This is a genomic window from Enterobacter cloacae complex sp. ECC445 (assembly GCF_021892025.1).
In the GTDB taxonomy this organism is placed as follows: domain Bacteria; phylum Pseudomonadota; class Gammaproteobacteria; order Enterobacterales; family Enterobacteriaceae; genus Enterobacter; species Enterobacter chengduensis.
The window spans coordinates 79,853-101,539 of record NZ_JAKLRZ010000001.1; the positions used below are offsets into that span (position 1 = coordinate 79,853).

The following is a 21,687-nucleotide window of genomic DNA, read 5'->3' on the forward strand; positions in this document are numbered from 1 at the left end:
AGTCACTAGCGGAAGGATGATGTCGTGCTTATCTTATTAGGTTACCTGGTAGTTCTCGGTACAGTTTTCGGCGGTTACATGATGACCGGCGGGCACCTTGGAGCACTCTATCAACCGGCTGAACTTATTATCATCGGCGGCGCAGGGGTAGGGGCTTTTATCGTTGGCAACAACGGTAAATCGATCAAGGGCACGCTGAAAGCGATTCCGTTGCTGTTCCGTCGCTCGAAATACACCAAAAGTATGTATATGGATCTGCTGGCGCTCCTCTATCGCCTGATGGCGAAGTCGCGTCAGCAGGGCATGTTCTCGCTTGAACGGGATATTGAAAACCCAAAAGAGAGCGAAATTTTTGCCAGCTACCCGCGCATTCTTGCCGACGCCATGATGCTGGATTTCATCGTCGACTATCTGCGACTGATCATCAGCGGCAACATGAATACCTTCGAAATCGAAGCGCTGATGGACGAAGAGATCGAAACCCACGAAAGCGAATCTGAAGTGCCGGCCAACAGCCTCGCGCTTGTCGGCGACTCCCTTCCGGCATTCGGTATCGTTGCGGCGGTAATGGGCGTGGTGCACGCCCTGGCCTCGGCAGACCGTCCGGCAGCCGAGCTCGGCGCGCTGATTGCCCACGCGATGGTGGGAACCTTCCTCGGTATTTTGCTGGCGTATGGCTTTATCTCTCCGCTGGCAAGCGTGCTGCGCCAGAAGAGCGCGGAAACCACCAAAATGATGCAGTGCGTGAAGATCACGCTGCTCTCAAACCTCAACGGTTACGCGCCACCGATCGCGGTTGAGTTTGGCCGTAAAACGCTTTACTCCAGCGAACGTCCGTCGTTTATCGAGCTTGAAGAACACGTGCGTGCGGTGAAAAACCCAAACCAACAGACGACAACTGAGGACGCATGAAAAACCAGTCCCATCCGATCGTCATCGTAAAAAAGCGCAAGCACAAGGGCGGTGGGCATGGCGCGCACGGCTCGTGGAAAATTGCCTACGCCGACTTTATGACGGCCATGATGGCGTTCTTCCTGGTGATGTGGCTGATCTCCATCTCCAGCCCGAAAGAACTGATCCAGATTGCCGAATATTTCCGCACGCCGCTGGCAACCGCAGTAACGGGTGGGCCGCGTATCTCTAACAGCGACAGCCCGATCCCGGGCGGCGGCGATGATTACACCCAGCAGAAGGGTGAGGTGAAAAAAGAGCCGAACATCGACGAGCTGAAAAGAAAAATGGAGCAGGCGCGCCTGAAGAAACTGCGCGGCGATCTCGATCAGCTGATTGAAGCGGATCCAAAGCTGCGCGCGCTGCGTCCGCATCTGAAGATCGACCTGGTGCAGGAAGGGCTGCGCATTCAGATTATCGACAGCCAGAACCGCCCCATGTTTAAAACCGGAAGTGCGGAAGTCGAACCGTATATGCGCGACATTCTGCGCGCCATTGCACCGGTGCTGAACGGCATTCCTAACCGAATCAGCCTGTCAGGACACACGGATGATTTCCCGTACGCCAGCGGGGAGAAGGGATACAGCAACTGGGAGCTTTCTGCCGATCGTGCCAACGCCTCGCGTCGCGAGCTGGTGGCAGGTGGGCTTGATGATGGCAAGGTACTGCGCGTAGTCGGCATGGCCGCAACCATGCGCGTTTCCGACCGCGGGCCGGATGATGCCATCAACCGTCGTATCAGTCTTTTAGTGCTGAACCAGCAGGCGGAGCAGGCCATCCTGCATGAAAACGCCGAAAGTCAGAATGAGTCACTGGACGATTTAAAACAGCCTGGGGCCGTTCCTTCGGCTGCCGTTCCAACATCGCCACCAGCCAATCCGAGGTGATAGCGTGAGCATGGATATTAGCGATTTTTACCAGACATTCTTTGATGAAGCCGACGAATTGTTGGCCGATATGGAGCAACACTTGCTCGATTTGGTGCCTGAAGCACCGGACTCCGAGCAGCTCAATGCCATCTTCCGTGCCGCGCACTCTATTAAAGGCGGCGCCGGAACGTTTGGATTTACCATCCTGCAGGAAACGACCCATTTAATGGAAAACCTGCTGGATGAAGCACGACGCGGTGAGATGCAGCTCAATACCGACATTATCAACCTGTTTTTGGAAACCAAAGATATTATGCAGGAACAGCTCGACGCCTATAAAAGTTCGGCAGAGCCTGATGCCGCCAGCTTTGAATACATCTGCAATGCACTGCGCCAGCTCGCGCTGGAAGCCAAAGGTGACGTTGCCGCAGCGGTTGTTCCGGCCGCAAAACTGAGCGTTGTCGATGCGGCTGACGCGCAGGCGTCTGCGCCTGCCAGCGCACAGGCGGGCAAACTCCGCGTGGTGCTGTCGCGCCTGAAAGAGAATGAAGTTAACCTGCTGGAAGAAGAGCTCGGGAACCTGGCGAAATTAAGCAACGTGGTAAAAGGCAAAGACAGCCTTGCTGCAACGCTTGATGACGGTATTGGCCAGGACGATATCGTCGCGGTGCTGTGCTTTGTGATTGAAGCCGACCAGATCGCCTTTGAAACCGAAACGGCTGAGGTTGAAGCCCCTGCGGCGGTGGAAGAGGTGGCCGTCGTCGCGCAGGCTGCCGCACCGGCTGTGACGCCAGCGGCTCCGGCGCTGAAGGCGGTGCCAAAAGAGGCCCCGGCCCCTGGCCGCGGTGAGAAACCTGCCGCCCGCGCCAGCGAATCCACCAGCATTCGCGTTGCCGTTGAGAAGGTTGACCAGCTGATTAACCTGGTTGGCGAACTGGTGATCACCCAGTCGATGCTGGCACAACGCTCTAACGAGCTGGACCCGGTCACCCACGGCGATCTGATCACCAGCATGGGCCAGCTGCAGCGTAATGCTCGCGACCTGCAGGAATCGGTCATGTCCATCCGTATGATGCCGATGGAATATGTCTTCAGCCGCTTCCCGCGCCTGGTCCGCGACCTTGCCAGCAAGCTGAATAAGCAGATTGAACTGACCCTGATGGGCAGCTCAACCGAACTGGACAAGAGCCTGATCGAACGCATCATCGACCCGTTAACGCACCTGGTGCGTAACAGCCTCGACCACGGTATCGAACTGCCGGAAAACCGCATTGCCGCCGGAAAATCGCCGGTTGGGAACCTGATCCTCTCTGCTGAACATCAGGGCGGAAACATCTGCATCGAAGTGACCGACGATGGCGCGGGTCTTAACCGCGAGCGCATCATGGCGAAAGCGATTTCGCAGGGCATGGCGGTCAATGAAAACATGACCGACGAAGAGGTCGGCATGCTGATCTTCGCGCCGGGCTTCTCAACCGCAGAGCAGGTGACCGACGTGTCCGGGCGCGGCGTCGGCATGGACGTGGTGAAGCGTAACATCCAGGAGATGGGCGGCCACGTTGAGATCCAGTCTAAGCAGGGCTCCGGCACCACCATTCGCATCCTGCTGCCGCTGACGCTGGCGATCCTCGACGGTATGTCCGTGAAGGTGGCGGACGAAGTTTTCATTCTTCCGCTGAACGCCGTGATGGAATCCCTGCAGCCGCGTGAAGAAGATCTGCATCCGCTGGCGGGCGGCGAGCGCGTCCTCGAAGTGCGCGGTGAGTACCTGCCGCTGGTGGAACTGTGGAAAGTATTTGAAGTGAATGGCGCGAAGACAGAGGCCACGCAGGGTATCGTTGTGATCCTGCAAAGCGCGGGCCGCCGCTACGCGCTGCTGGTCGATCAGCTGATTGGTCAGCACCAGGTCGTGGTGAAGAACCTCGAAAGCAACTACCGTAAAGTGCCGGGTATTTCGGCCGCCACCATCCTGGGTGATGGTAGCGTGGCGCTGATCGTCGACGTGTCGGCGCTTCAGGGATTAAATCGTGAACAACGTGTGGCGTACACAGCCGCCTGATTAAGTAGAAGGTAATAACATGACCGGTATGAGTAATGTAACGAAACTGGCGGGCGAGCCATCAGGGCAGGAATTCCTGGTATTCACTTTAGGCGATGAGGAGTACGGCATCGATATCCTGAAAGTGCAGGAAATCCGTGGTTACGACCAGGTTACCCGCATCGCTAATACGCCTGCTTTTATTAAAGGCGTCACCAACCTGCGTGGCGTCATTGTGCCCATCGTGGACCTGCGCGTGAAGTTCAGCCAGGGCGACGTTGACTACAACGACAACACCGTGGTGATCGTCCTGAACCTGGGGCAGCGCGTGGTCGGTATCGTGGTGGATGGCGTCTCTGACGTGCTCTCCCTGACCTCCGATCAAATTCGCCCTGCGCCGGAGTTTGCGGTCACGCTGTCGACCGAATACCTGACCGGTCTGGGCGCGCTCGGCGAGCGTATGCTGATTCTGGTGAACATTGAAAAGCTGCTGAACAGCGATGAGATGGCGCTGCTGGATATCGCCGCGAGTCACGTAGCGTAGGTAAATGCAAAACGGCAACCCGGTTGCCGTTTTTTGTGTTTGCGCCCTCTCCCTGTGGGAGAGGGCTGGGGTGAGGGCATCAGGCCTCACCCTTTTTTTATGCCCTTACGCTTCCTGCTTTACCAGCTCAGCTTCCGCTTCCCGCGCGCCTTCATTCTGCGACAGCATTGCGGTCGCAATCCCGTTGCCCAGCACGTTAATCGCCGAACGGCCCATATCCAGGAAGTGGTCGATCCCCATCAGCAGCAGAATACCCGCCACCGGGATATTAAAGCTCGGAATGGTCGCTGCCAGCACCACCAGTGAAGAACGCGGTACGCCCGCAATCCCTTTCGAGGCCAGCATCAGGGTCAGCATCAGCACCGTCACTTCAGAGAAGCTCAGGTGAATGTTGTACGCCTGAGCGATAAACATTGAGGCGAAGGAGCAGTACACCATCGACCCCACCAGGTTGAAGGAGTAACCAATCGGCAGGACGAAAGAGGCGATGTTGCGCGAGCAGCCAAAACGCTCCAGCTGCTCCAGCGTTTTAGGGTAGGCCGCTTCAGAGCTGCTGGTGGTAAACGCCACCAGGACCGGATCCTTCAGCATGCTGACCAGGCGAAACACCTCTTTTTTCAGCACCATGTAACCCACGGCCAGCAGCACCATGCAGGTGAGAAGTATGGCGACATAGTAGCCGCCAATAAAGGAGGCGTAGTTCAGCAGAATGCCCAGGCCCTGCGTGGCGATGACGGAGGAGATCGCCGCGAAAATGGCCAGCGGCGCAACGTACATCACGTAGCCCGTGACCTTCAGCATGATATGGGAAACCACGTCCAGCGCGGCCACCAGCGGGGCGTTAAATTTCTGCCCCAGCGACGCGCCGCCGATGCCGAAGAACATCGAGAAGACCACAATCTGCAGGATCTCATTGTTCGACATCGCCCCTGCGATACTGGTTGGGATCGTGTGCGACAGGAACGCCTTCAGCGTCATGCCCCCCACGGCCAGGCCGGTATCCACCGCCTCGGTTGGGACGGTCAGGTTCAGACCGCTTCCCGGATGCTCCAGCGTGACGATGAACAGTCCGACCAGAATAGAGAGTACCGATGAGCTGATAAACCACACCATCGCTTTGCCGCCAACGCGGCCAATGGTGGAAGTTTCGCCCAGCTTCATAATGCCCACGGTGAGCGTGCTGAAGACCAGCGGTGCAATCACCATTTTGATCAGACGGAGGAAAATATCGGTCAGAAGGGTGATGTTATCCGACCAGGCTTTGATGGCATCCGCAGATGCATACTCATGAATTGCCGCCCCTGAAAGAATACCCGCCAGCATGAATATCACGATGAAGAGTGTGAGTTTGTTTGCACTTGCCACGAAAAAGAACCCTCTATGCGCTTCAGATGTAGCCCGCGGCGATACATATAAATTTATTATTACGACGCGGGAAAATATTCGGCACATAAATTGACGCAAAGCGTAGGGGGATACAACTCCTTTTTAAGTTTTATTAAATTTGTTGTTAATGCGTCGACGATATATTGTGATCGAGATCACACTTTAATGGATATATTCTGCCTGAAAAAAATAAAATCATTGCTCTAATAATCATAAGTTATTGTTTTGACTATGAATAATGAGTCAATAAGACATGTGCCTTATTCAGTTTGAGGCGGGTGGTGCAAGCGGTATCCGTAAACTAAATTCTCAATAACCCCCTCAGAGGAACGTTAAGCGGGGCTAACATCTTGAACGGCCAAAATAAAATATGGCAAGGGAACGGAGACGTCTTCTGGAGGGTGGTAAATGAAAAGAAAACTCCTTTTGATCTGTGCGGGCGCTTTATTGACGACGACGGGCGTTCATCAAGCGCTGGCCGTCACCAGCAGCGGCACCATCGGGGTGACGCTGACGCTGACAAACGGCTGCCTGATTAACGGCTCGCCCTCGCAAAGCGGCATTAACTTCGGCACGCTCGATTTCGGTACCCATCCCGCGGCCTTTTCCACCCTCACCACGCAGTTGACCGGCGCCAGCGGTGGAAGCACCTTCACCATTCAGTGTACGAACAGCAGCTATTCTGTGGCGATTACCGGCAATACCCACTCCACCGCACCGGGATCCGTAGTGGGCTCGCCCGGAACCCCCGAGCGCTATCTGGTGAATACAGCCAACGCGGCGCAGGGCGTGGCTTACAACCTGTACAGCGACAGCGGGTTTAATACCGTGATTGCCAACAACGCCGCGTTGCCGATCGCCTCTACGGCCGGAGGCGTGGATAGTTACACCCTCTACGGACGCATTACCGGCGGGGGAAACAGCGTGACGGTCGTTCCGGGAACCTACACCGACACGATTAACGTCAGCGTAACGTATTAATCCAGCACTGCCATGAAGGCAACCTTCATAGGTCTGCGCAAACGCGCAGAGGGAAACGTGCAGCCTTTTTTCGCGCTGATCGCCGTTCTGCTGCTGATCCCCGCCGCGGGTGCGGTGACGTCACAGTCCTTTAAGGTCAGCGCGACGATTGTACCGGGATGCGCGGTGGCCGCGGGCAGCGGCGGGCTGTACGGTACGCTGGATTTTGGCAGCCATAACGGCGTCGAGAGCGCGCCCGTAAACACCAGTTTTGTGCCAAACGGGGCGTTGTCCATCGCCTGCACGCCGGGCGTGACGCTGAGTATGAGTATTGATGGTGGTCAGAATTACTCATCCGTTCGGCGACTGAAGCGCGCAAACGGTACCGAAATGGTGGCTTATCGGCTCTACAGCAGCAGCTCGCTGGCTGCCAACAGCGAAATTGGCCTCAACCAGGCAATACCGGTGGCCTATAGCAACAGCAATAACATCGCGCTGCCGCTTTTTGGCGTGGCGCTACTGACCGGCTTCAGCCCGGCAGGAACGTATTCCGATCAGCTCACCGTGACCTTGTCATGGTAATAAAGGGAGAGAGTCGATGAAGCCATTTTTCCGGCAGTTGTGTCTGGCGGGGGTCTTATCGGGCGTCGCGGCCACGGGCGAGGCGCAGGCGGCAGCCACTATTCTGCTCTGGCCCATCGATCCCTGGCTTGCCGCTGACGCCAACGCGACGGAACTGTGGATCCAGAACCAGGGAAACAGCGCCACGACGATGCAGGTGCGCATCGTACGCTGGAAGCAGGAGGGCGGGTATGAGCGTTATACGGCGCAGCAGGACGTGGTCGCCAGCCCGCCCATCGTCACGATCCAAAAAGGCAATAAGCAGCTGATTCGCCTTATCAAACAGGGGGCCGTCCCGGCGGGCACGGAACAAGCCTACCGCATTATCGTGGATGAAATCCCCCAGCCTGATGCGAAAGCCGAACCCACCATCGGTCTCAAATTACAGATGCGTTATTCCATCCCGCTGTTCGTCTACGGGCAGGGGATCCCGACGATAAAAGAGGGGGCGCATCACGCGCTGGTAGAGACCCGGAACCTGAGCTGGCGGGTGACGCGAACGGATGGACAGCCGGCACTGGAGGTTCGAAATCGAGGCGATATCCATGTCAGGCTGAGTCAGGTGGCGCTGGAGCAGGGAGGGCAGAAACGCACGGTCGCGGAAGGGTTGTTGGGGTACGTGCTCCCCGGCAGTACCCGCAGCTGGCCGATTCCCGCAGGCGTTCGCCAGCCCGAGCGGATGAGCGCCCAGATTAATGCCAGGGATGCACAATGGCAGTCGACGCCCGTCAACTGAAGCCGGCGATGATGATACTGCTTTGCGTCAGTACCGCGACCTGGGCTGAGCCCGGCGATGACAGTTTACCGCCGCCGCCCCAGGCGCAGGCGGTAAATGATGAGGCGGTGTTTCAGCTTGCCCTGGTGCTAAACCATTACGACACCGGTCTGGTGGTGCCCGTCACCCAGCGTAAAGGCGCTTTCTTTGTCTCCAGCGCCGACCTGCTGCGCGCGGGACTGCCGCCGGAGCATGTTCCTGCCGGAGAGGTGAATCTCTCTTCGCTTTCTCAGGTACGCACGGAGTATGACAGCGCCGCGCAGCGCCTCCTGCTGACGGTTCCCCGCGACTGGGTCGCATCCCGCGTGACCCCGTTTAGCGCGCAAACGGCGCAGGCCAAACCGCACTTCGGGCGAGGCGCGCTGCTCAATTACGATTTCTACACTAACCGCACGGCGCATATCGGCGGACAGGCGTCCCTCTGGCATGAGTTCCGCTACTTCAATGAGAACGGCTCGTTTTCCTCCACCGGCTATGCCCGGGAAAATTTCAGCGGTAACGATGGCCAGCAGGACGGATATGTCCGCTATGACACTACCCTGCTGTTCACGAATGAAGATGATGCGATGAGCTGGAGCGTCGGGGACGTGATCGGCGATGCCCTGAGCTGGAGCTCCAGCGTGCGGATGGGGGGGATAAGCGTCGGGCGCGATTTCTCCCTGCGCCCTGACCTGGTGACGTGGCCGCTGCCCGAGTTCGCGGGGGAAGCGGCGGTACCGACCTCGGTCGATCTCTTTATCAACGGCTATCGCTCCGGCTCAACCCAGCTCCAGCCGGGCCCTTTCACCCTGACCAATCTGCCCTATATCAACGGTGCCGGGGATGCGGTGCTGGTCACAACGGATGCGCTGGGGCGTCAGGTGAGCACCACGCTACCGTTTTACGTCACCAGCGACCTGCTCAAAAAAGGGCTCAGCGACGGCGCCGCGACGCTGGGCAGCCTGCGGCGTAACTACGGCATCAAGAATTTTGACTACGGCTCCGCGGCGGGCAGCGGCTCGTATCGCTACGGGGCGACGGACTGGCTGACGCTGGAAGGCCATGCAGAAGGGGCGCAGGATCTGGCGCTCGGCGGAGCGGGAACGGTGGTAAAGCTTGGCCAGCTTGGCGTAGTGAATACTTCTTACTCCCAGAGCCGCATGCGCGGGGAGGCGGGTGGGCAAGTCACCTGGGGCTACCAGTACAGCACCAGCGAGTTCAGCGTCGCCACCCAGCATACGCGTCGAGGCCGCGGTTTTGGCAATCTGGCACTTTACGACCAGCCGACGGTATATGACGAGAACGATAAACCCATCGCCAGCTTCAGCCGCAATACGGACCAGTATTCTCTGACCTTCAACCTGGGACAGTACGGCAATATCGGCGCGGCCTGGATCGGCGTGGAGAGTTTTGACAGCCAAAAAACCGAGCTGCTTAATCTCTCCTGGAGCCGCAGCCTGTGGGGCGCAAGCAGTATTTACCTGGCCGGTAGCCGGGACCAGCAGCGGGGAGACTGGACGGTCGCGCTGTCGCTGCAGGTGCCGCTGGGGGCACGCGACAGCGCCGCTTTCACCGTTGAAAACACGCCGGATGCCGGCAGCACCCAGCGCATCAACTATAACCACGCCATGCCGTCTGACGGGGGTTTTAGCTGGAACATGGCGTGGGCCAACCAGTCAAGGTCCCGTGATTATCAGCAGGGCTCCCTGGGCTGGCGTAACAACAACGTTGAGCTGCAGGGCGGTGCCTATGGCGAAAGGGACATGATGACCTGGTGGGGCGAGGCGATGGGCGCGATTGTTCTGATGGACGGCGAGCTGTTTGCCGCGAATAAGATCAACGATGCGTTTGTCGTCATCAGTACCGACGGTCATCCGGACGTGCCCGTCAGCTATGAGAATCAGCCCGTCGGCAAAACCAATAACAACGGCTACCTGCTGGTCAGCGGGGTGTCTGCGTATTACCCGGCAAGCTACCGCATCGATACGCTGAACCTGCCGGCGGATACCCGTCTGAAAGAGACCGAGCGGCGGATCGCGATCCGGCGCCACAGCGGCTATCTGGTTGATTTCCCAATGGAGCAGGAGCGGGTGGCAAGCGTCATTCTGCACGATGTACGGGGCCAGGCGCTGCCGGTGGGAAGCCAGGTCCGACGCGCTTCGCGCAGCAATGCGGTGGTCGGGTATGACGGCATCGCCTGGCTGGAGAATCTTAGCGATGTGAACCCGCTGGAGGTGATCGCGCCTGATGGAAAACGCTGCAGGGCTACCCTGACCGTGGGAGCCAACCCGGAGCACAAGCTGCAAACCTACGGTCCGCTGGTGTGCCGGGAGGCGCCATGAAGCGCCTGCTGCTGTTGATACTGCTGCTGTTTTCCGGCGGCGGCTGGGCGGCGTGTACCGTCAGTACGGTCAACGCCTCGTTTGGCAGCGTCACGTCGTTTGCGCTTAGCGGAACCGGGGAGGTGGAAACCACCGGCACGCTGGTGGTGGCGTGCGATGCCATACTGAATCTATTGACCAGCGACTCGGTGACGCTGACCTATACCGCGGCATCGGTCTCGGGCAGCAGTCGGGCCACCATGAAACGCACGGACAACGCGGCCATCACGGACGTGATCCCCACCCGGCTGTGCGGACTCGCGGGCTGCGCGAGCAGCAGCGAGGTACAGATAAGCAAATCGTATACCTGGAGCGGGAATACGCTACTGGGGTTGCTGGGGTCAAAGCAGTACAACATCCCGCTCTATTTCCGTACCGTCGCCGGACAGAACGTTTCTGCCGGGCCGTATCAGGTGCAGTTAACCTTCAGCGTTAACTACAGCGTCTGCTCCGTGGGCGCGCTCGGTATTTGCACAATCAATCAGACGGGCACGGCGACGACCACCATTCTCCTTAACCTGACCGTGACCAACGACTGCAGCGCCATGACCACGCCGGACGTCAACTTCAACAGCGCGCCGCTGGTACAAAGTTTCCCTACCGTCTCGCAGGCGATTGCCGTTACCTGCACCAAAGGAAGTACCTATACCATCGGCATAAATAACGGCGCTAACGCGCTGAATAACGTGCGGCGAATGGCGAGCGGCAGCAACTATATGAGCTACGACATCTATAAAGAAGCCACGACGAACCGCTGGGGCGGCAGCGGCACCGAGCGCTGGACCAGCGCGACCTCGTCGCAGGTCAGTACCGACGGTTTGCTGCGCACCTATAACTACACCGCGAAGGTCCTGACGAATCAGGCCACGCCGCCCGCCGGAACCTACACCGATACGCTGATCGTCGACGTGGCGTTTTAACCCCCCGCGCTTTTCCCTTTCTCAAATGTAAAGTTCCTGTGGGCAGTGCCGATAACACCGTTAATAAATCTATGAGAAGGTGTTGTATGTTGAACCGTATCCGCGTTGTCACAATGCTTATGATGGTGCTGGTCATTTTCGCACTTCTTCAGCTCATTTCCGGCGGGCTTTTTTTCTCATCATTAAAACAGAACCAGGACAGCTTCGCGGCCTCGAACGATCTGCGCATGCAGCAAAGTGAACTCACCTCAACGTGGGATCTGATGCTGCAGACGCGTATCAACCTGAGCCGCTCGTCCGCGCGCATGATGATGGACCCCAACAATCAGCAGAGCAGCGCGAAAACCGATCTGTTGAAAAATGCCCGCGCGACCCTCGCCGACGCCGCTAAACACTACGCCGCCTTCAAGCAGATCGCGCCGCAGCCTGCTATGGCGCAGGTCAGCCAGAATATTGATGAAAAATACACGGCCTACTTTGCTGGCCTGACGGAGCTGATCCAGTTCCTGGAGAGCGGCAACATGGACGCCTACTTCGCGCAGCCAACGCAGGGGATGCAAAACGCCCTCGGCGCGGCGCTCGGGGAATACGCGAGGGCCAGCGGCGATCTGTATCACTCCGCGTTTACCGAAAGCCAGAATGACTACCGCTTTGCGAAATGGCAGATGGCGGTGCTGGCGCTGGCACTGGTCATCGTGCTGGTCGCGGTCTGGTACGGCATTCGCCATATTCTGCTGAACCCTCTTGGCCGCGTCATTGCCCACATTCGTGAGATTGCCGGGGGCGATCTGACCAAAACCCTGACCGTGTCCGGGCGCAATGAGATCACCGAGCTGGCAAACAGCGTTGACCATATGCAGCGTTCGCTCATTGAAACCGTCGCCAACGTGCGTAACGGCTCGGAGGCTATTTATACCGGCACCAGCGAAATTGCGATGGGGAACAACGACCTTTCATCCCGTACCGAACAGCAGGCCTCCGCGCTGGAAGAGACGGCGGCCAGCATGGAGCAGCTCACGGCGACCGTGAAGCAGAACGCCGATAACGCCCGCCAGGCCTCTCAGCTGGCGGAAAGCGCCTCCGAGACGGCGCAGCGCGGCGGTCGCGTGGTGGATGGCGTGGTGAAAACCATGCACGACATCGCCCAGAGCTCGAAGAAAATCGCCGACATCATCAGCGTCATCGACGGTATTGCCTTCCAGACCAACATTCTGGCGCTGAACGCCGCCGTGGAAGCGGCGCGTGCGGGTGAACAGGGACGCGGGTTTGCCGTGGTGGCCGGGGAAGTACGCAACCTGGCCAGCCGCAGCGCCAACGCGGCGAAAGAGATTAAGGCCCTGATTGAAGATTCCGTCTCCCGCGTGGATACCGGCTCCGTGCTGGTGGAAAGCGCCGGGGAGACCATGAATGACATCGTGAATGCCGTCACCCGCGTGACGGACATCATGGGTGAAATCGCCTCTGCGTCCGATGAGCAGAGTCGTGGTATCGACCAGGTGGCCCTGGCGGTATCGGAAATGGATCGCGTGACGCAGCAAAACGCCGCGCTGGTGCAGGAGTCCGCTGCGGCGGCCGCTGCCCTGGAAGACCAGGCGAGCCGTCTGAAGATGGCCGTCTCGGCGTTTCGTCTCGCTTCACTCGCTGGAAATACGGTTACTTCGCAAGCCACGCATCGCGCGCCAGCCGCCGAATCGGCGGTCACTCGCCTGCGTGCGGCAACGACCGGACAAGATGAAAACTGGGAAACATTTTGACTGACAATTGAACCGCGGCTGCTTGCCGCTTGATGGGAGCGTGGATGTTAAATCGTATTCGTATCTCGACCACACTGTTTTTGATTCTGATCCTTTGCGGTGTGTTGCAGGTTGGCAGTAACGGGTTGTCTTTTTGGGCGTTTCGCGATGGCTATCAGAATTTGCAGGACGTTGAGGCGAGTAATCAGCAGCGCTCCGCACTGGCACAAACGCGTGCCGTGCTGTTGCAGGCAAGCACCGCGCTGAACAAGGCGGGAACCTTAACCGCGCTGAGTTATCCCCCGGATGACATTAAGGCGCTGATGGCCACCGCGCGAAGCAGCCTTAAACAGGCCGACGCGCAGTTCAAAGCCTTTACGGCGCAGGCCACCGGCAGCGAGAAAGAGAAAGCGCTGAAGGCCGCCATGAAGACGAACTTTGAACAGTGGTACAGCGATCTGGACCATCAGGCGACGTGGCTTGAGAACAACCAGCTGTCGGACTTTATGACCGCGCCGGTTCAGGCCTCGCAGGATGCGTTTGACGGCAGCTTCAACGCCTGGCAGCAGGATATTAACCAGTCTGTTCAGCGTGCCGGTGAACAGAGCCGTCAGAGCTACCACATGTCGGGCGTCATCTTTGCCGTGGTCGTGATTCTGGCGGGGCTGCTGACCGGCGGGGCACTGCTCTGGTCGCGCAGAATGATTGTCCAGCCGCTGGCGATTATCAGCAGCCACTTCGACAGCATTGCGAAGGGGGACCTTGCGCGTCCGGTGGCGGTGTTCGGCAAAAACGAAATTTCGGCGATCTTTGCCAGCCTGAAGGCGATGCAGGGATCGCTGCGGGAAACGGTATCCGACGTGCGGCAGGGTAGCTACGCCATGCACACCGGAATTTCAGAGATTGCGGCGGGTAACAACGATCTCTCCTCCCGCACCGAGCAGCAGGCGGCCTCGCTGGCGCAGACGGCGGCCAGCATGGAGCAGCTCACCGCGACGGTCAGCCAGAACGCCGATAACGCGCGTCAGGCGTCCGATCTGTCAAAACAGGCGGCGATGACGGCGAAGAAAGGCGGCGATCAGGCCTCTCACGTCGCCAGCACCATGCAGGAGATCGCCACCAGTTCGCAGAAAATTGGTGACATCATCAGCGTGATTGACGGTATTGCGTTCCAGACCAACATTCTGGCCCTGAATGCCGCCGTTGAGGCGGCGCGCGCCGGGGAGCAGGGGCGCGGATTTGCCGTGGTAGCGGGGGAAGTGCGTAACCTGGCGAGCCGAAGCGCCAACGCGGCGAAAGAGATTAAGGTGCTGATCGAAGAGTCGGTCTCGCGCGTTCAGCAGGGCTCGACGCTGGTGGATACGGCGGCGCACACCATGCACGAGATCGTCACCTCGGTCACGCGGGTGAACGACATCATGGGCGAGATTGCCTCGGCGTCGGACGAACAGCGTCGCGGCATTGAGCAGGTGGCTCAGGCGGTCAGCCAGATGGATCAGGTGACGCAACAGAACGCCTCGTTAGTTGAGGAAGCGGCAGCGGCAACCGATCAGCTGGCCAGCCAGGCGGATCGCCTCACCGGGCTGGTCGCGGTATTTAATGTGAAAGAGCACGTTGAAGCAGTAACAGAAGTCGGGCGGTCGCAGGCCGTGCCAGTTGTATCCTGAATGTAATTAAGAAGGCGCTATGACATCACCAATGCCCCCTGGGCAAACGTCATTATTGTTGCAGATGACACAGCGCCTCGCGCTGTCCGACGCGCATTTTCGTCGGATATGTCAGTTAATCTACCAGCGTGCGGGGATCGTGCTTGCGGATCATAAGCGGGACATGGTCTACAACCGTCTGGTGCGGCGCTTGCGTACGCTGGGGCTGGATGACTTTGGCCGCTATCTGAGCATGCTCGAGGCGAACCAGAACAGCGCCGAGTGGCAGGCTTTTATTAACTCGTTGACCACCAACCTGACGGCGTTTTTCCGCGAAGCTCACCACTTCCCGGTACTGGCCGAGCACGCGCGCCGTCGCACCGGGGAGTATCGCGTCTGGAGTGCGGCCGCCTCGACGGGCGAAGAGCCGTACTCGCTGGCGATCACCCTCGCTGACACTCTCGGCATGACGCCAGGACGCTGGAAGGTCTACGCCAGCGATATCGATACCGAGGTGCTGGAGAAGGCGCGTAACGGCGTTTATCGCCAGGACGAGCTGAAAACGCTGTCGCCGCAGCAGCTGCAGCGTTACTTCATGCGCGGCACGGGCCCGCATGAAGGGCTGGTACGCGTGCGCCAGGAGCTGGCGAACTGCGTTGAATTCGCGCCCGTTAACCTGCTGGATAAGCAGTACAACGTGTCGGGGCCGTTCGACGCCATCTTTTGTCGTAACGTCATGATCTATTTTGATAAAACGACGCAACAGGACATTTTGCGTCGGTTTGTTCCGTTGCTCAAGCCTGACGGTTTACTGTTTGCCGGGCACTCGGAAAACTTCAGCAACCTCGCGCGTGAGTTTAGCCTGCGTGGGCAAACGGTGTATGCGCTGAGTAAGGAAAAAGCATGAGTAAAATCAGGGTATTGTCTGTCGACGATTCAGCGCTGATGCGTCAGATCATGACTGAAATCATCAATAGCCACAGCGACATGGAGATGGTGGCAACGGCGCCCGATCCGCTGGTCGCGCGGGATTTAATTAAAAAATATAACCCCGATGTGCTAACGCTGGATGTCGAAATGCCGCGCATGGATGGCATCGATTTCCTCGAAAAGTTAATGCGGCTTCGGCCCATGCCGGTGGTGATGGTCTCCTCTCTGACCGGGAAAGGGTCGGAAATCACCCTGCGCGCGCTGGAGCTGGGGGCGGTGGATTTCGTCACCAAGCCGCAGCTCGGCATTCGCGAGGGGATGCTGGCGTATAGCGAAATGATCGCGGAGAAAATTCGCACCGCGTCGCGGGCGAAGCTTGCCGCGCATAAGCCGATGGCCGCCCCGACAACCCTGAAGGCCGGCCCGTTACTCAGCTCGGAAAAACTGCTGGTCATTGGGGCGTCAACCGGAGGAACAGAGGCAATTCGCCATGTACTCCAGCCATTGCCGCTCTCAAGTCCGGGTATTCTGATTACTCAGCATATGCCGCCAGGCTTTACCCGCTCGTTCGCCGAACGCCTGAACAAGCTGTGCCAGATCAGCGTGAAAGAGGCGGAAGACGGCGAGCGCGTGCTGCCGGGGCATGCCTATATCGCCCCGGGCGACAAGCATATGGAGCTGGCGCGCAGCGGCGCTAACTATCAAATCAAGATTCATGACGGACCGCCGGTTAACCGGCACCGTCCGTCGGTGGATGTGCTGTTTCATTCGGTGGCGAAACATGCGGGGCGCAACGCCGTTGGGGTGATCCTGACGGGGATGGGCAACGACGGTGCCGCCGGAATGCTTGCAATGCACCAGGCTGGCGCCTGGACGATTGCGCAGAATGAAGCAAGTTGTGTGGTGTTCGGCATGCCGCGCGAGGCCATCAATATGGGTGGCGTGAGCGAAGTGGTCGATCTTAGCCAGGTAAGCCAGCAGATGCTGGCGAAAATCAGTGCCGGACAGGCAATACGTATTTGACTCAGGAGTATTATTTTATGGCGGATAAAGAGCTTAAGTTTTTGGTTGTGGATGACTTTTCCACCATGCGTCGCATCGTGCGCAACCTGCTGAAAGAGCTGGGCTTCAACAACGTTGAAGAAGCAGAAGACGGCGTTGATGCGCTGAACAAACTGCAGGCTGGCGGGTTTGGTTTTGTGATCTCCGACTGGAACATGCCGAATATGGACGGTCTGGAACTGCTGAAAACCATTCGTGCCGATGCGGGAATGGCGTCCATGCCGGTTCTGATGGTCACAGCGGAAGCGAAAAAAGAGAATATCATTGCTGCGGCACAGGCGGGCGCAAGCGGCTATGTGGTGAAGCCATTCACCGCGGCAACCCTGGAAGAGAAGCTCGGTAAGATCTTCGAGAAACTCGGCATGTGAGGTGATGGAAATGTTGCAACCTTCTATGAAACCCGTTGAAGAACACTCGCCGAGCGATATCATCGTCCGTATCGGCAGCCTGACGCGCATGCTGCGCGACAGCCTTCGCGAGCTGGGTCTGGATCAGGCGATTGCGGAGGCGGCGGAAGCGATTCCCGATGCCCGCGATCGTCTGGACTACGTTGTTCAGATGACCGCGCAGGCCGCGGAGCGTGCGCTGAACAGCGTTGAAGCGTCTCAGCCACACCAGGATGCGATGGAAAAAGGGGCGAAAGCGCTGAGCAAACGCTGGGATGAGTGGTTTGAAAATCCTATCGAGCTGGCGGATGCCCGCGAGCTGGTGACCGATACCCGCCAGTACCTGGGCGATGTGCCGGGCCACACCAGCTTCACCAACGCCCAGCTGCTGGACATCATGATGGCGCAGGATTTCCAGGACCTGACCGGTCAGGTGATCAAGCGCATGATGGACGTTATCCAGGAGATTGAGCGTCAGCTGCTGATGGTGCTGCTGGAGAACATTCCGGAACCGGCAGCCCGTCCAAAGCGCGAGAACGAAAGCCTGCTCAATGGCCCACAGCTCGACGCCAGCAAGGCGGGCGTGGTGGCAAGCCAGGACCAGGTGGACGACCTGCTGGACAGCCTCGGCTTCTGATTGTCCATTCCGCCTCAGGGGATTAACAGCGCCTGAGGCGGTTTACGACAAAATCCCCGAAAAGAGCCCGAATAAACGGGCTTTTCCCGCCATTGGATTTCCGCTGCGCTGGCATGATACCCGTGACGTAATGGGCTGAGCATGCACTGTGGCAGAAGAGAACGACGACAAAACGGAAGCCCCCACACCCCACCGACTTGAAAAGGCGCGTGAGGAAGGGCAGATCCCCCGATCCCGAGAATTGACCTCCCTGCTGATCCTTATCGTAGGCGTGTGCATTATCTGGTGGGGCGGGGAGTCGCTCGCCCGCAAGCTGGCGGGCATGCTGTCAACCGGCTTACGTTTTGACTACAGCATGGTCAACGATCCGAATCTGATCCTCAGCCAGATTATCCAGCTGATTAAAGGGGCCATGGTCGCGCTGTTGCCCCTTATAACCGGGGTCGTGCTGGTCGCGCTGGTCTCTCCGGTGATGCTCGGCGGTCTGGTTTTTAGCGGCAAATCGCTGCAGCCGAAATTTTCCAAACTCAACCCGCTGCCGGGCATTGCGAAAATGTTCTCTGCACAGACCGGGGCCGAGCTGCTCAAAGCCATTCTCAAATCGGTGCTGATGGGCAGCTCCGCGGGGTTTTACCTCTGGTACCACTGGCCGGAAATGATGCGCCTGATCAGCGAATCGCCTCTGACCGCCATGAGCAACGCCCTGAATCTGGTCGGCCTCTGCGCGCTGCTGGTGGTGCTCAGCATTATCCCGATGGTGGGTTTTGACGTCATCTTCCAGCTGTACACCCACTTCAAAAAGCTGCGCATGTCGCGTCAGGATATTCGCGACGAGTATAAGCAGATGGAAGGTGACCCGCACGTGAAGGGGCGTATCCGCCAGATGCAGCGTGCCGCCGCCCGTCGACGCATGATGGAGGATGTGCCGAAGGCCGACGTCATCGTCACCAACCCGACGCACTACTCCGTTGCGCTGCGCTATGACGAAAACAAAATGAGCGCGCCGAAAGTCGTCGCGAAAGGGGCGGGACCGATCGCCCTGCGTATCCGTGAAATTGGCACGGAACACCGGGTGCCGATCCTGGAAGCCCCTCCGCTGGCGCGTGCCCTGTACCGCCATGCGGATATTGGACAACAGATCCCGGGACAGCTCTACGCCGCCGTGGCGGAAGTGCTGGCCTGGGTATGGCAGCTGAAGCGCTGGCATCTGGCCGGCGGTCAGCGGCCTGTGAAACCTGAGAACCTTCCGGTGCCTGCCGCGCTGGATTATATGAACGAGAAGGACACTGATGGCTAATCTGGTGGCAATGTTGCGCCTGCCCGGCAACCTGAAATCGACCCAATGGCAGATCCTGGCCGGGCCGATTCTGATCCTGCTAATTCTGTCGATGATGGTACTGCCGCTCCCGGCGTTCATCCTCGATCTGCTTTTCACTTTCAACATTGCGCTGTCCATTATGGTGCTGCTGGTGGCGATGTTCACCCAGCGTACCCTGGAGTTTGCCGCGTTCCCGACCATTCTGCTGTTTACCACCCTGCTGAGGCTGGCGCTGAACGTGGCGTCCACGCGTATCATCCTGATGGAAGGGCACACCGGGGCGGCAGCGGCGGGTAAAGTGGTGGAAGCGTTCGGCCACTTCCTCGTGGGCGGCAATTTCGCTATCGGCATCGTGGTGTTCGTTATCCTCGTTATTATCAACTTTATGGTTATCACCAAAGGTGCAGGGCGTATCGCGGAAGTGGGCGCGCGCTTCGTGCTGGACGGGATGCCGGGCAAGCAGATGGCGATCGACGCCGACCTGAACGCCGGTCTTATCGCCGAAGATGAAGCCAAAAAGCGCCGTGCGGAAGTGACGCAGGAAGCGGACTTCTACGGCTCCATGGACGGTGCGAGCAAGTTTGTGCGCGGTGACGCCATCGCGGGCATTCTGATCATGGTGATTAACGTGGTCGGCGGGCTGCTGGTGGGGGTACTGCAGCACGGGATGGACATGGGCCACGCGGCGGAAAGCTATACGCTGCTGACCATTGGTGACGGTCTGGTCGCGCAGATCCCGGCGCTGGTCATCTCCACGGCGGCGGGCGTGATCGTGACCCGCGTGAGCACCGATCAGGACGTTGGCGAGCAGATGGTTGGCCAGCTGTTCAGCAACCCGCGCGTGATGCTGCTGGCCGCTGCCGTTCTGGGCCTGCTCGGCCTGGTGCCGGGCATGCCAAACCTTGTCTTCCTGCTGTTTACGGCGGCGCTGCTGGGGCTGGCCTGGTGGATGCGCGGCCGTGAAATCCAACCGGCTGCGGAGCCTGCTCCGGTCAAAATGCCGGAGAATAACCAGGCCGTCGAAGCAACCTGGAACGACGTTCAGCTGGAAGACTCCCTGGGGATGGAGGTGGGGTATCGCCTGATCCCGATGGTCGATTTCCAGCAGGACGGCGAGCTGCTGGGCCGTATCCGCAGTATCCGTAAAAAATTCGCGCAGGATATGGGCTTCCTGCCGCCGGTGGTGCACATCCGCGACAATATGGACCTGCCGCCCGCGCGCTATCGCATCCTGATGAAAGGCGTGGAAATCGGCAGCGGGGATGCCTATCCGGGCCGCTGGCTGGCGATTAACCCCGGCACCGCAGCAGGCACGCTGCCGGGCGAGCAAACTATCGACCCGGCCTTTGGCCTGGCCGCGATCTGGATTGAAAGCGCCCTGAAAGAGCAGGCGCAGATCCAGGGTTATACGGTAGTCGAAGCCAGTACCGTGGTGGCGACCCATCTTAATCACCTGATCGGGCAATTCTCGGCCGAGCTGTTTGGCCGCCAGGAAGCGCAGCAGCTGCTGGACCGCGTCACGCAGGAGATGCCGAAGCTGACGGAAGACCTGGTCCCGGGCGTGCTGACCTTAACCACGCTGCATAAGGTGCTGCAAAATCTGCTCGACGAGAAGGTGCCGATTCGCGATATGCGCACCATCCTGGAAACCCTTGCCGAGCACGCGCCGATACAAAGCGATCCGCACGAGCTGACGGCGGTGGTGCGCGTGGCGCTGGGGCGGGCGATCACCCAGCAGTGGTTCCCGGGAACCGGAGAGGTGCAGGTGATTGGCCTCGATACGCCGCTTGAACGTCTGCTGCTGCAGGCTCTGCAGGGCGGGGGCGGCCTGGAGCCGGGCCTGGCGGACCGTCTGCTGGCGCAAACGCAGGAGGCGCTGGCGCGTCAGGAGATGCTGGGCGCGCCGCCGGTGCTGCTGGTGAACCACGCGCTGCGTCCGCTGCTGTCGCGCTTCCTGCGCCGCAGCCTGAGCCAGCTGGTCGTGCTGTCAAACCTGGAGCTGTCGGATAACCGCCATATCCGCATGACCGCGACGATTGGAGGGAAATAATGCGTAAATGGCTATGGATTTTACTCTTTCCGCTGGCGGCGCAGGCCGGTGGAGAGGGCTCCTGGCAGGCAAGCAGCATGGGGGTGACCCTCAGCAACCGGGGCGTTGCCATGTCCTCTCACCCGCTGTCGCCTTCTGAGGGCGTATCCGGCCTGATGGGACTGGTGGTCTGGAACTACCGGCTGATTGGCCCGACGCCTGCGGGATTGCGGGTACGCCTCTGCTCTCAGACGCGCTGTACGGAAATCGACGGTGAAAATGGCACAACGCAGGCGTTCAACGGCGTGCCGGCTGTTGAACCTTTGCGTTTTATCTGGGAAGTGCCGGGCGGGGGGCGTTTAATCCCGGCCCTGAAAGTGCAGAGCAATTCTGTCATCGTCAACTACCGCTAACATCCTGCCTGTTCGCCAGCCATCAGGGAATTCTGATGGCTGGATCTCAAAATCGACCTCACCTTTTGAAGAAAAAGAAACGCTGTTTTATAAATCAGTGACGCGCGTG

19 protein-coding genes are annotated in these 21,687 nt (G+C 58.9%); 18 read left to right on the top strand and 1 reads right to left on the bottom strand.

Features of this window, described 5'->3' with window-relative positions; genetic code table 11:
• The first annotated feature begins 24 nt into the window (after positions 1–24).
• From motA to cheW, 4 genes are read left to right on the top strand one after another with little or no spacing between them, the layout of a single operon-like run.
• Complete coding sequence (gene motA / locus L6R44_RS00420) at positions 25–912, top strand: flagellar motor stator protein MotA (protein WP_008500417.1); 888 nt, start codon at positions 25–27, stop codon at positions 910–912.
• Positions 909–1,838, top strand: a complete 930-nt coding sequence (gene motB / locus L6R44_RS00425; RefSeq protein ID WP_014884353.1) for a flagellar motor protein MotB — start codon at positions 909–911, stop codon at positions 1,836–1,838. Before motA ends, motB begins: the two co-directional genes overlap by 4 nt.
• Before the next feature lie 4 nt (positions 1,839–1,842).
• Entirely contained in the window at positions 1,843–3,879 is a 2,037-nt protein-coding gene (cheA, locus tag L6R44_RS00430) for a chemotaxis protein CheA (protein WP_237422884.1), read from the top strand.
• A gap of 19 nt (positions 3,880–3,898) precedes the next feature.
• A complete protein-coding gene (gene cheW / locus L6R44_RS00435; protein ID WP_008500420.1) occupies positions 3,899–4,402 on the top strand; it encodes a chemotaxis protein CheW in 504 nt (167 codons plus the stop codon).
• A gap of 105 nt (positions 4,403–4,507) precedes the next feature.
• Here the strand turns inward: cheW and L6R44_RS00440 are convergent, their stop codons facing one another.
• Positions 4,508–5,767 carry a dicarboxylate/amino acid:cation symporter gene (locus L6R44_RS00440; protein ID WP_045326773.1) on the bottom strand — a complete coding sequence of 420 codons (1,260 nt, stop codon included), beginning with the start codon at positions 5,765–5,767 and terminating at the stop codon, positions 4,508–4,510.
• A 429-nt stretch (positions 5,768–6,196) separates the two neighbouring features.
• Between L6R44_RS00440 and L6R44_RS00445 the strand changes: the two genes are divergently transcribed.
• The 14 genes from L6R44_RS00445 to flhE all read left to right on the top strand — a co-directional run bounded on the left by L6R44_RS00445 (position 6,197) and on the right by flhE (position 21,578).
• The gene (locus L6R44_RS00445) at positions 6,197–6,769 is read left to right on the top strand and encodes a Csu type fimbrial protein (RefSeq protein WP_237422885.1); all 573 of its coding nucleotides are present in this window, start codon (positions 6,197–6,199) and stop codon (positions 6,767–6,769) included.
• A gap of 12 nt (positions 6,770–6,781) precedes the next feature.
• A complete protein-coding gene (locus L6R44_RS00450) occupies positions 6,782–7,330 on the top strand; it encodes a Csu type fimbrial protein (protein ID WP_237422886.1) in 549 nt (182 codons plus the stop codon).
• 16 nt (positions 7,331–7,346) lie between these two features.
• Entirely contained in the window at positions 7,347–8,105 is a 759-nt protein-coding gene (locus tag L6R44_RS00455; protein WP_237422887.1) for a fimbrial biogenesis chaperone, read from the top strand.
• Positions 8,081–10,465, top strand: a complete 2,385-nt coding sequence (locus L6R44_RS00460; protein WP_442876494.1) for a fimbria/pilus outer membrane usher protein — start codon at positions 8,081–8,083, stop codon at positions 10,463–10,465. Before L6R44_RS00455 ends, L6R44_RS00460 begins: the two co-directional genes overlap by 25 nt.
• On the top strand, positions 10,462–11,424 hold the full coding sequence (locus L6R44_RS00465) for a Csu type fimbrial protein (protein ID WP_237422888.1): 963 nt from the start codon (positions 10,462–10,464) through the stop codon (positions 11,422–11,424). Before L6R44_RS00460 ends, L6R44_RS00465 begins: the two co-directional genes overlap by 4 nt.
• A gap of 86 nt (positions 11,425–11,510) precedes the next feature.
• Positions 11,511–13,178 carry a methyl-accepting chemotaxis protein II gene (tar, locus tag L6R44_RS00470; RefSeq protein ID WP_237422889.1) on the top strand — a complete coding sequence of 556 codons (1,668 nt, stop codon included), beginning with the start codon at positions 11,511–11,513 and terminating at the stop codon, positions 13,176–13,178.
• A gap of 44 nt (positions 13,179–13,222) precedes the next feature.
• Positions 13,223–14,824 carry a methyl-accepting chemotaxis protein IV gene (tap, locus tag L6R44_RS00475; protein WP_237422890.1) on the top strand — a complete coding sequence of 534 codons (1,602 nt, stop codon included), beginning with the start codon at positions 13,223–13,225 and terminating at the stop codon, positions 14,822–14,824.
• A gap of 19 nt (positions 14,825–14,843) precedes the next feature.
• Positions 14,844–15,710: a protein-glutamate O-methyltransferase CheR gene (gene cheR, locus L6R44_RS00480; protein ID WP_237422891.1), complete on the top strand. Its 867-nt coding sequence runs from the start codon at positions 14,844–14,846 to the stop codon at positions 15,708–15,710.
• Complete coding sequence (locus tag L6R44_RS00485) at positions 15,707–16,756, top strand: protein-glutamate methylesterase/protein-glutamine glutaminase (RefSeq protein WP_032641339.1); 1,050 nt, start codon at positions 15,707–15,709, stop codon at positions 16,754–16,756. The genes cheR and L6R44_RS00485 overlap by 4 nt, the downstream gene beginning before the upstream one ends.
• Before the next feature lie 17 nt (positions 16,757–16,773).
• Positions 16,774–17,163 carry a chemotaxis response regulator CheY gene (gene cheY, locus L6R44_RS00490; RefSeq protein WP_008500431.1) on the top strand — a complete coding sequence of 130 codons (390 nt, stop codon included), beginning with the start codon at positions 16,774–16,776 and terminating at the stop codon, positions 17,161–17,163.
• 10 nt (positions 17,164–17,173) lie between these two features.
• Positions 17,174–17,818: a protein phosphatase CheZ gene (cheZ, locus tag L6R44_RS00495; RefSeq protein WP_032642640.1), complete on the top strand. Its 645-nt coding sequence runs from the start codon at positions 17,174–17,176 to the stop codon at positions 17,816–17,818.
• 148 nt (positions 17,819–17,966) lie between these two features.
• The gene (flhB, locus tag L6R44_RS00500; protein ID WP_237422892.1) at positions 17,967–19,115 is read left to right on the top strand and encodes a flagellar biosynthesis protein FlhB; all 1,149 of its coding nucleotides are present in this window, start codon (positions 17,967–17,969) and stop codon (positions 19,113–19,115) included.
• Complete coding sequence (gene flhA / locus L6R44_RS00505; RefSeq protein WP_237422893.1) at positions 19,108–21,186, top strand: flagellar biosynthesis protein FlhA; 2,079 nt, start codon at positions 19,108–19,110, stop codon at positions 21,184–21,186. The genes flhB and flhA overlap by 8 nt, the downstream gene beginning before the upstream one ends.
• The gene (flhE, locus tag L6R44_RS00510; protein ID WP_237422894.1) at positions 21,186–21,578 is read left to right on the top strand and encodes a flagellar protein FlhE; all 393 of its coding nucleotides are present in this window, start codon (positions 21,186–21,188) and stop codon (positions 21,576–21,578) included. Before flhA ends, flhE begins: the two co-directional genes overlap by 1 nt.
• Positions 21,579–21,687: the final 109 nt, after the last annotated feature.

Excerpts from the sequence above, each read along its gene's own strand:
- L6R44_RS00455 (WP_237422887.1), top strand. The coding sequence starts at position 7,347 with ATGAAGCCATTTTTCCGGCAGTTGTGTCTGGCGGGGGTCTTATCGGGC.
- L6R44_RS00460 (WP_442876494.1), top strand. The coding sequence starts at position 8,081 with ATGGCAGTCGACGCCCGTCAACTGAAGCCGGCGATGATGATACTGCTT.
- flhA (WP_237422893.1), top strand. The coding sequence starts at position 19,108 with ATGGCTAATCTGGTGGCAATGTTGCGCCTGCCCGGCAACCTGAAATCG.
- L6R44_RS00485 (WP_032641339.1), top strand. The coding sequence starts at position 15,707 with ATGAGTAAAATCAGGGTATTGTCTGTCGACGATTCAGCGCTGATGCGT.
- flhE (WP_237422894.1), top strand. The coding sequence starts at position 21,186 with ATGCGTAAATGGCTATGGATTTTACTCTTTCCGCTGGCGGCGCAGGCC.
- cheY (WP_008500431.1), top strand. The coding sequence starts at position 16,774 with ATGGCGGATAAAGAGCTTAAGTTTTTGGTTGTGGATGACTTTTCCACC.
- motB (WP_014884353.1), top strand. The coding sequence starts at position 909 with ATGAAAAACCAGTCCCATCCGATCGTCATCGTAAAAAAGCGCAAGCAC.
- cheZ (WP_032642640.1), top strand. The coding sequence starts at position 17,174 with ATGTTGCAACCTTCTATGAAACCCGTTGAAGAACACTCGCCGAGCGAT.
- tap (WP_237422890.1), top strand. The coding sequence starts at position 13,223 with ATGTTAAATCGTATTCGTATCTCGACCACACTGTTTTTGATTCTGATC.
- L6R44_RS00445 (WP_237422885.1), top strand. The coding sequence starts at position 6,197 with ATGAAAAGAAAACTCCTTTTGATCTGTGCGGGCGCTTTATTGACGACG.
- cheW (WP_008500420.1), top strand. The coding sequence starts at position 3,899 with ATGACCGGTATGAGTAATGTAACGAAACTGGCGGGCGAGCCATCAGGG.
- cheR (WP_237422891.1), top strand. The coding sequence starts at position 14,844 with ATGACATCACCAATGCCCCCTGGGCAAACGTCATTATTGTTGCAGATG.
- tar (WP_237422889.1), top strand. The coding sequence starts at position 11,511 with ATGTTGAACCGTATCCGCGTTGTCACAATGCTTATGATGGTGCTGGTC.
- L6R44_RS00465 (WP_237422888.1), top strand. The coding sequence starts at position 10,462 with ATGAAGCGCCTGCTGCTGTTGATACTGCTGCTGTTTTCCGGCGGCGGC.
- L6R44_RS00450 (WP_237422886.1), top strand. The coding sequence starts at position 6,782 with ATGAAGGCAACCTTCATAGGTCTGCGCAAACGCGCAGAGGGAAACGTG.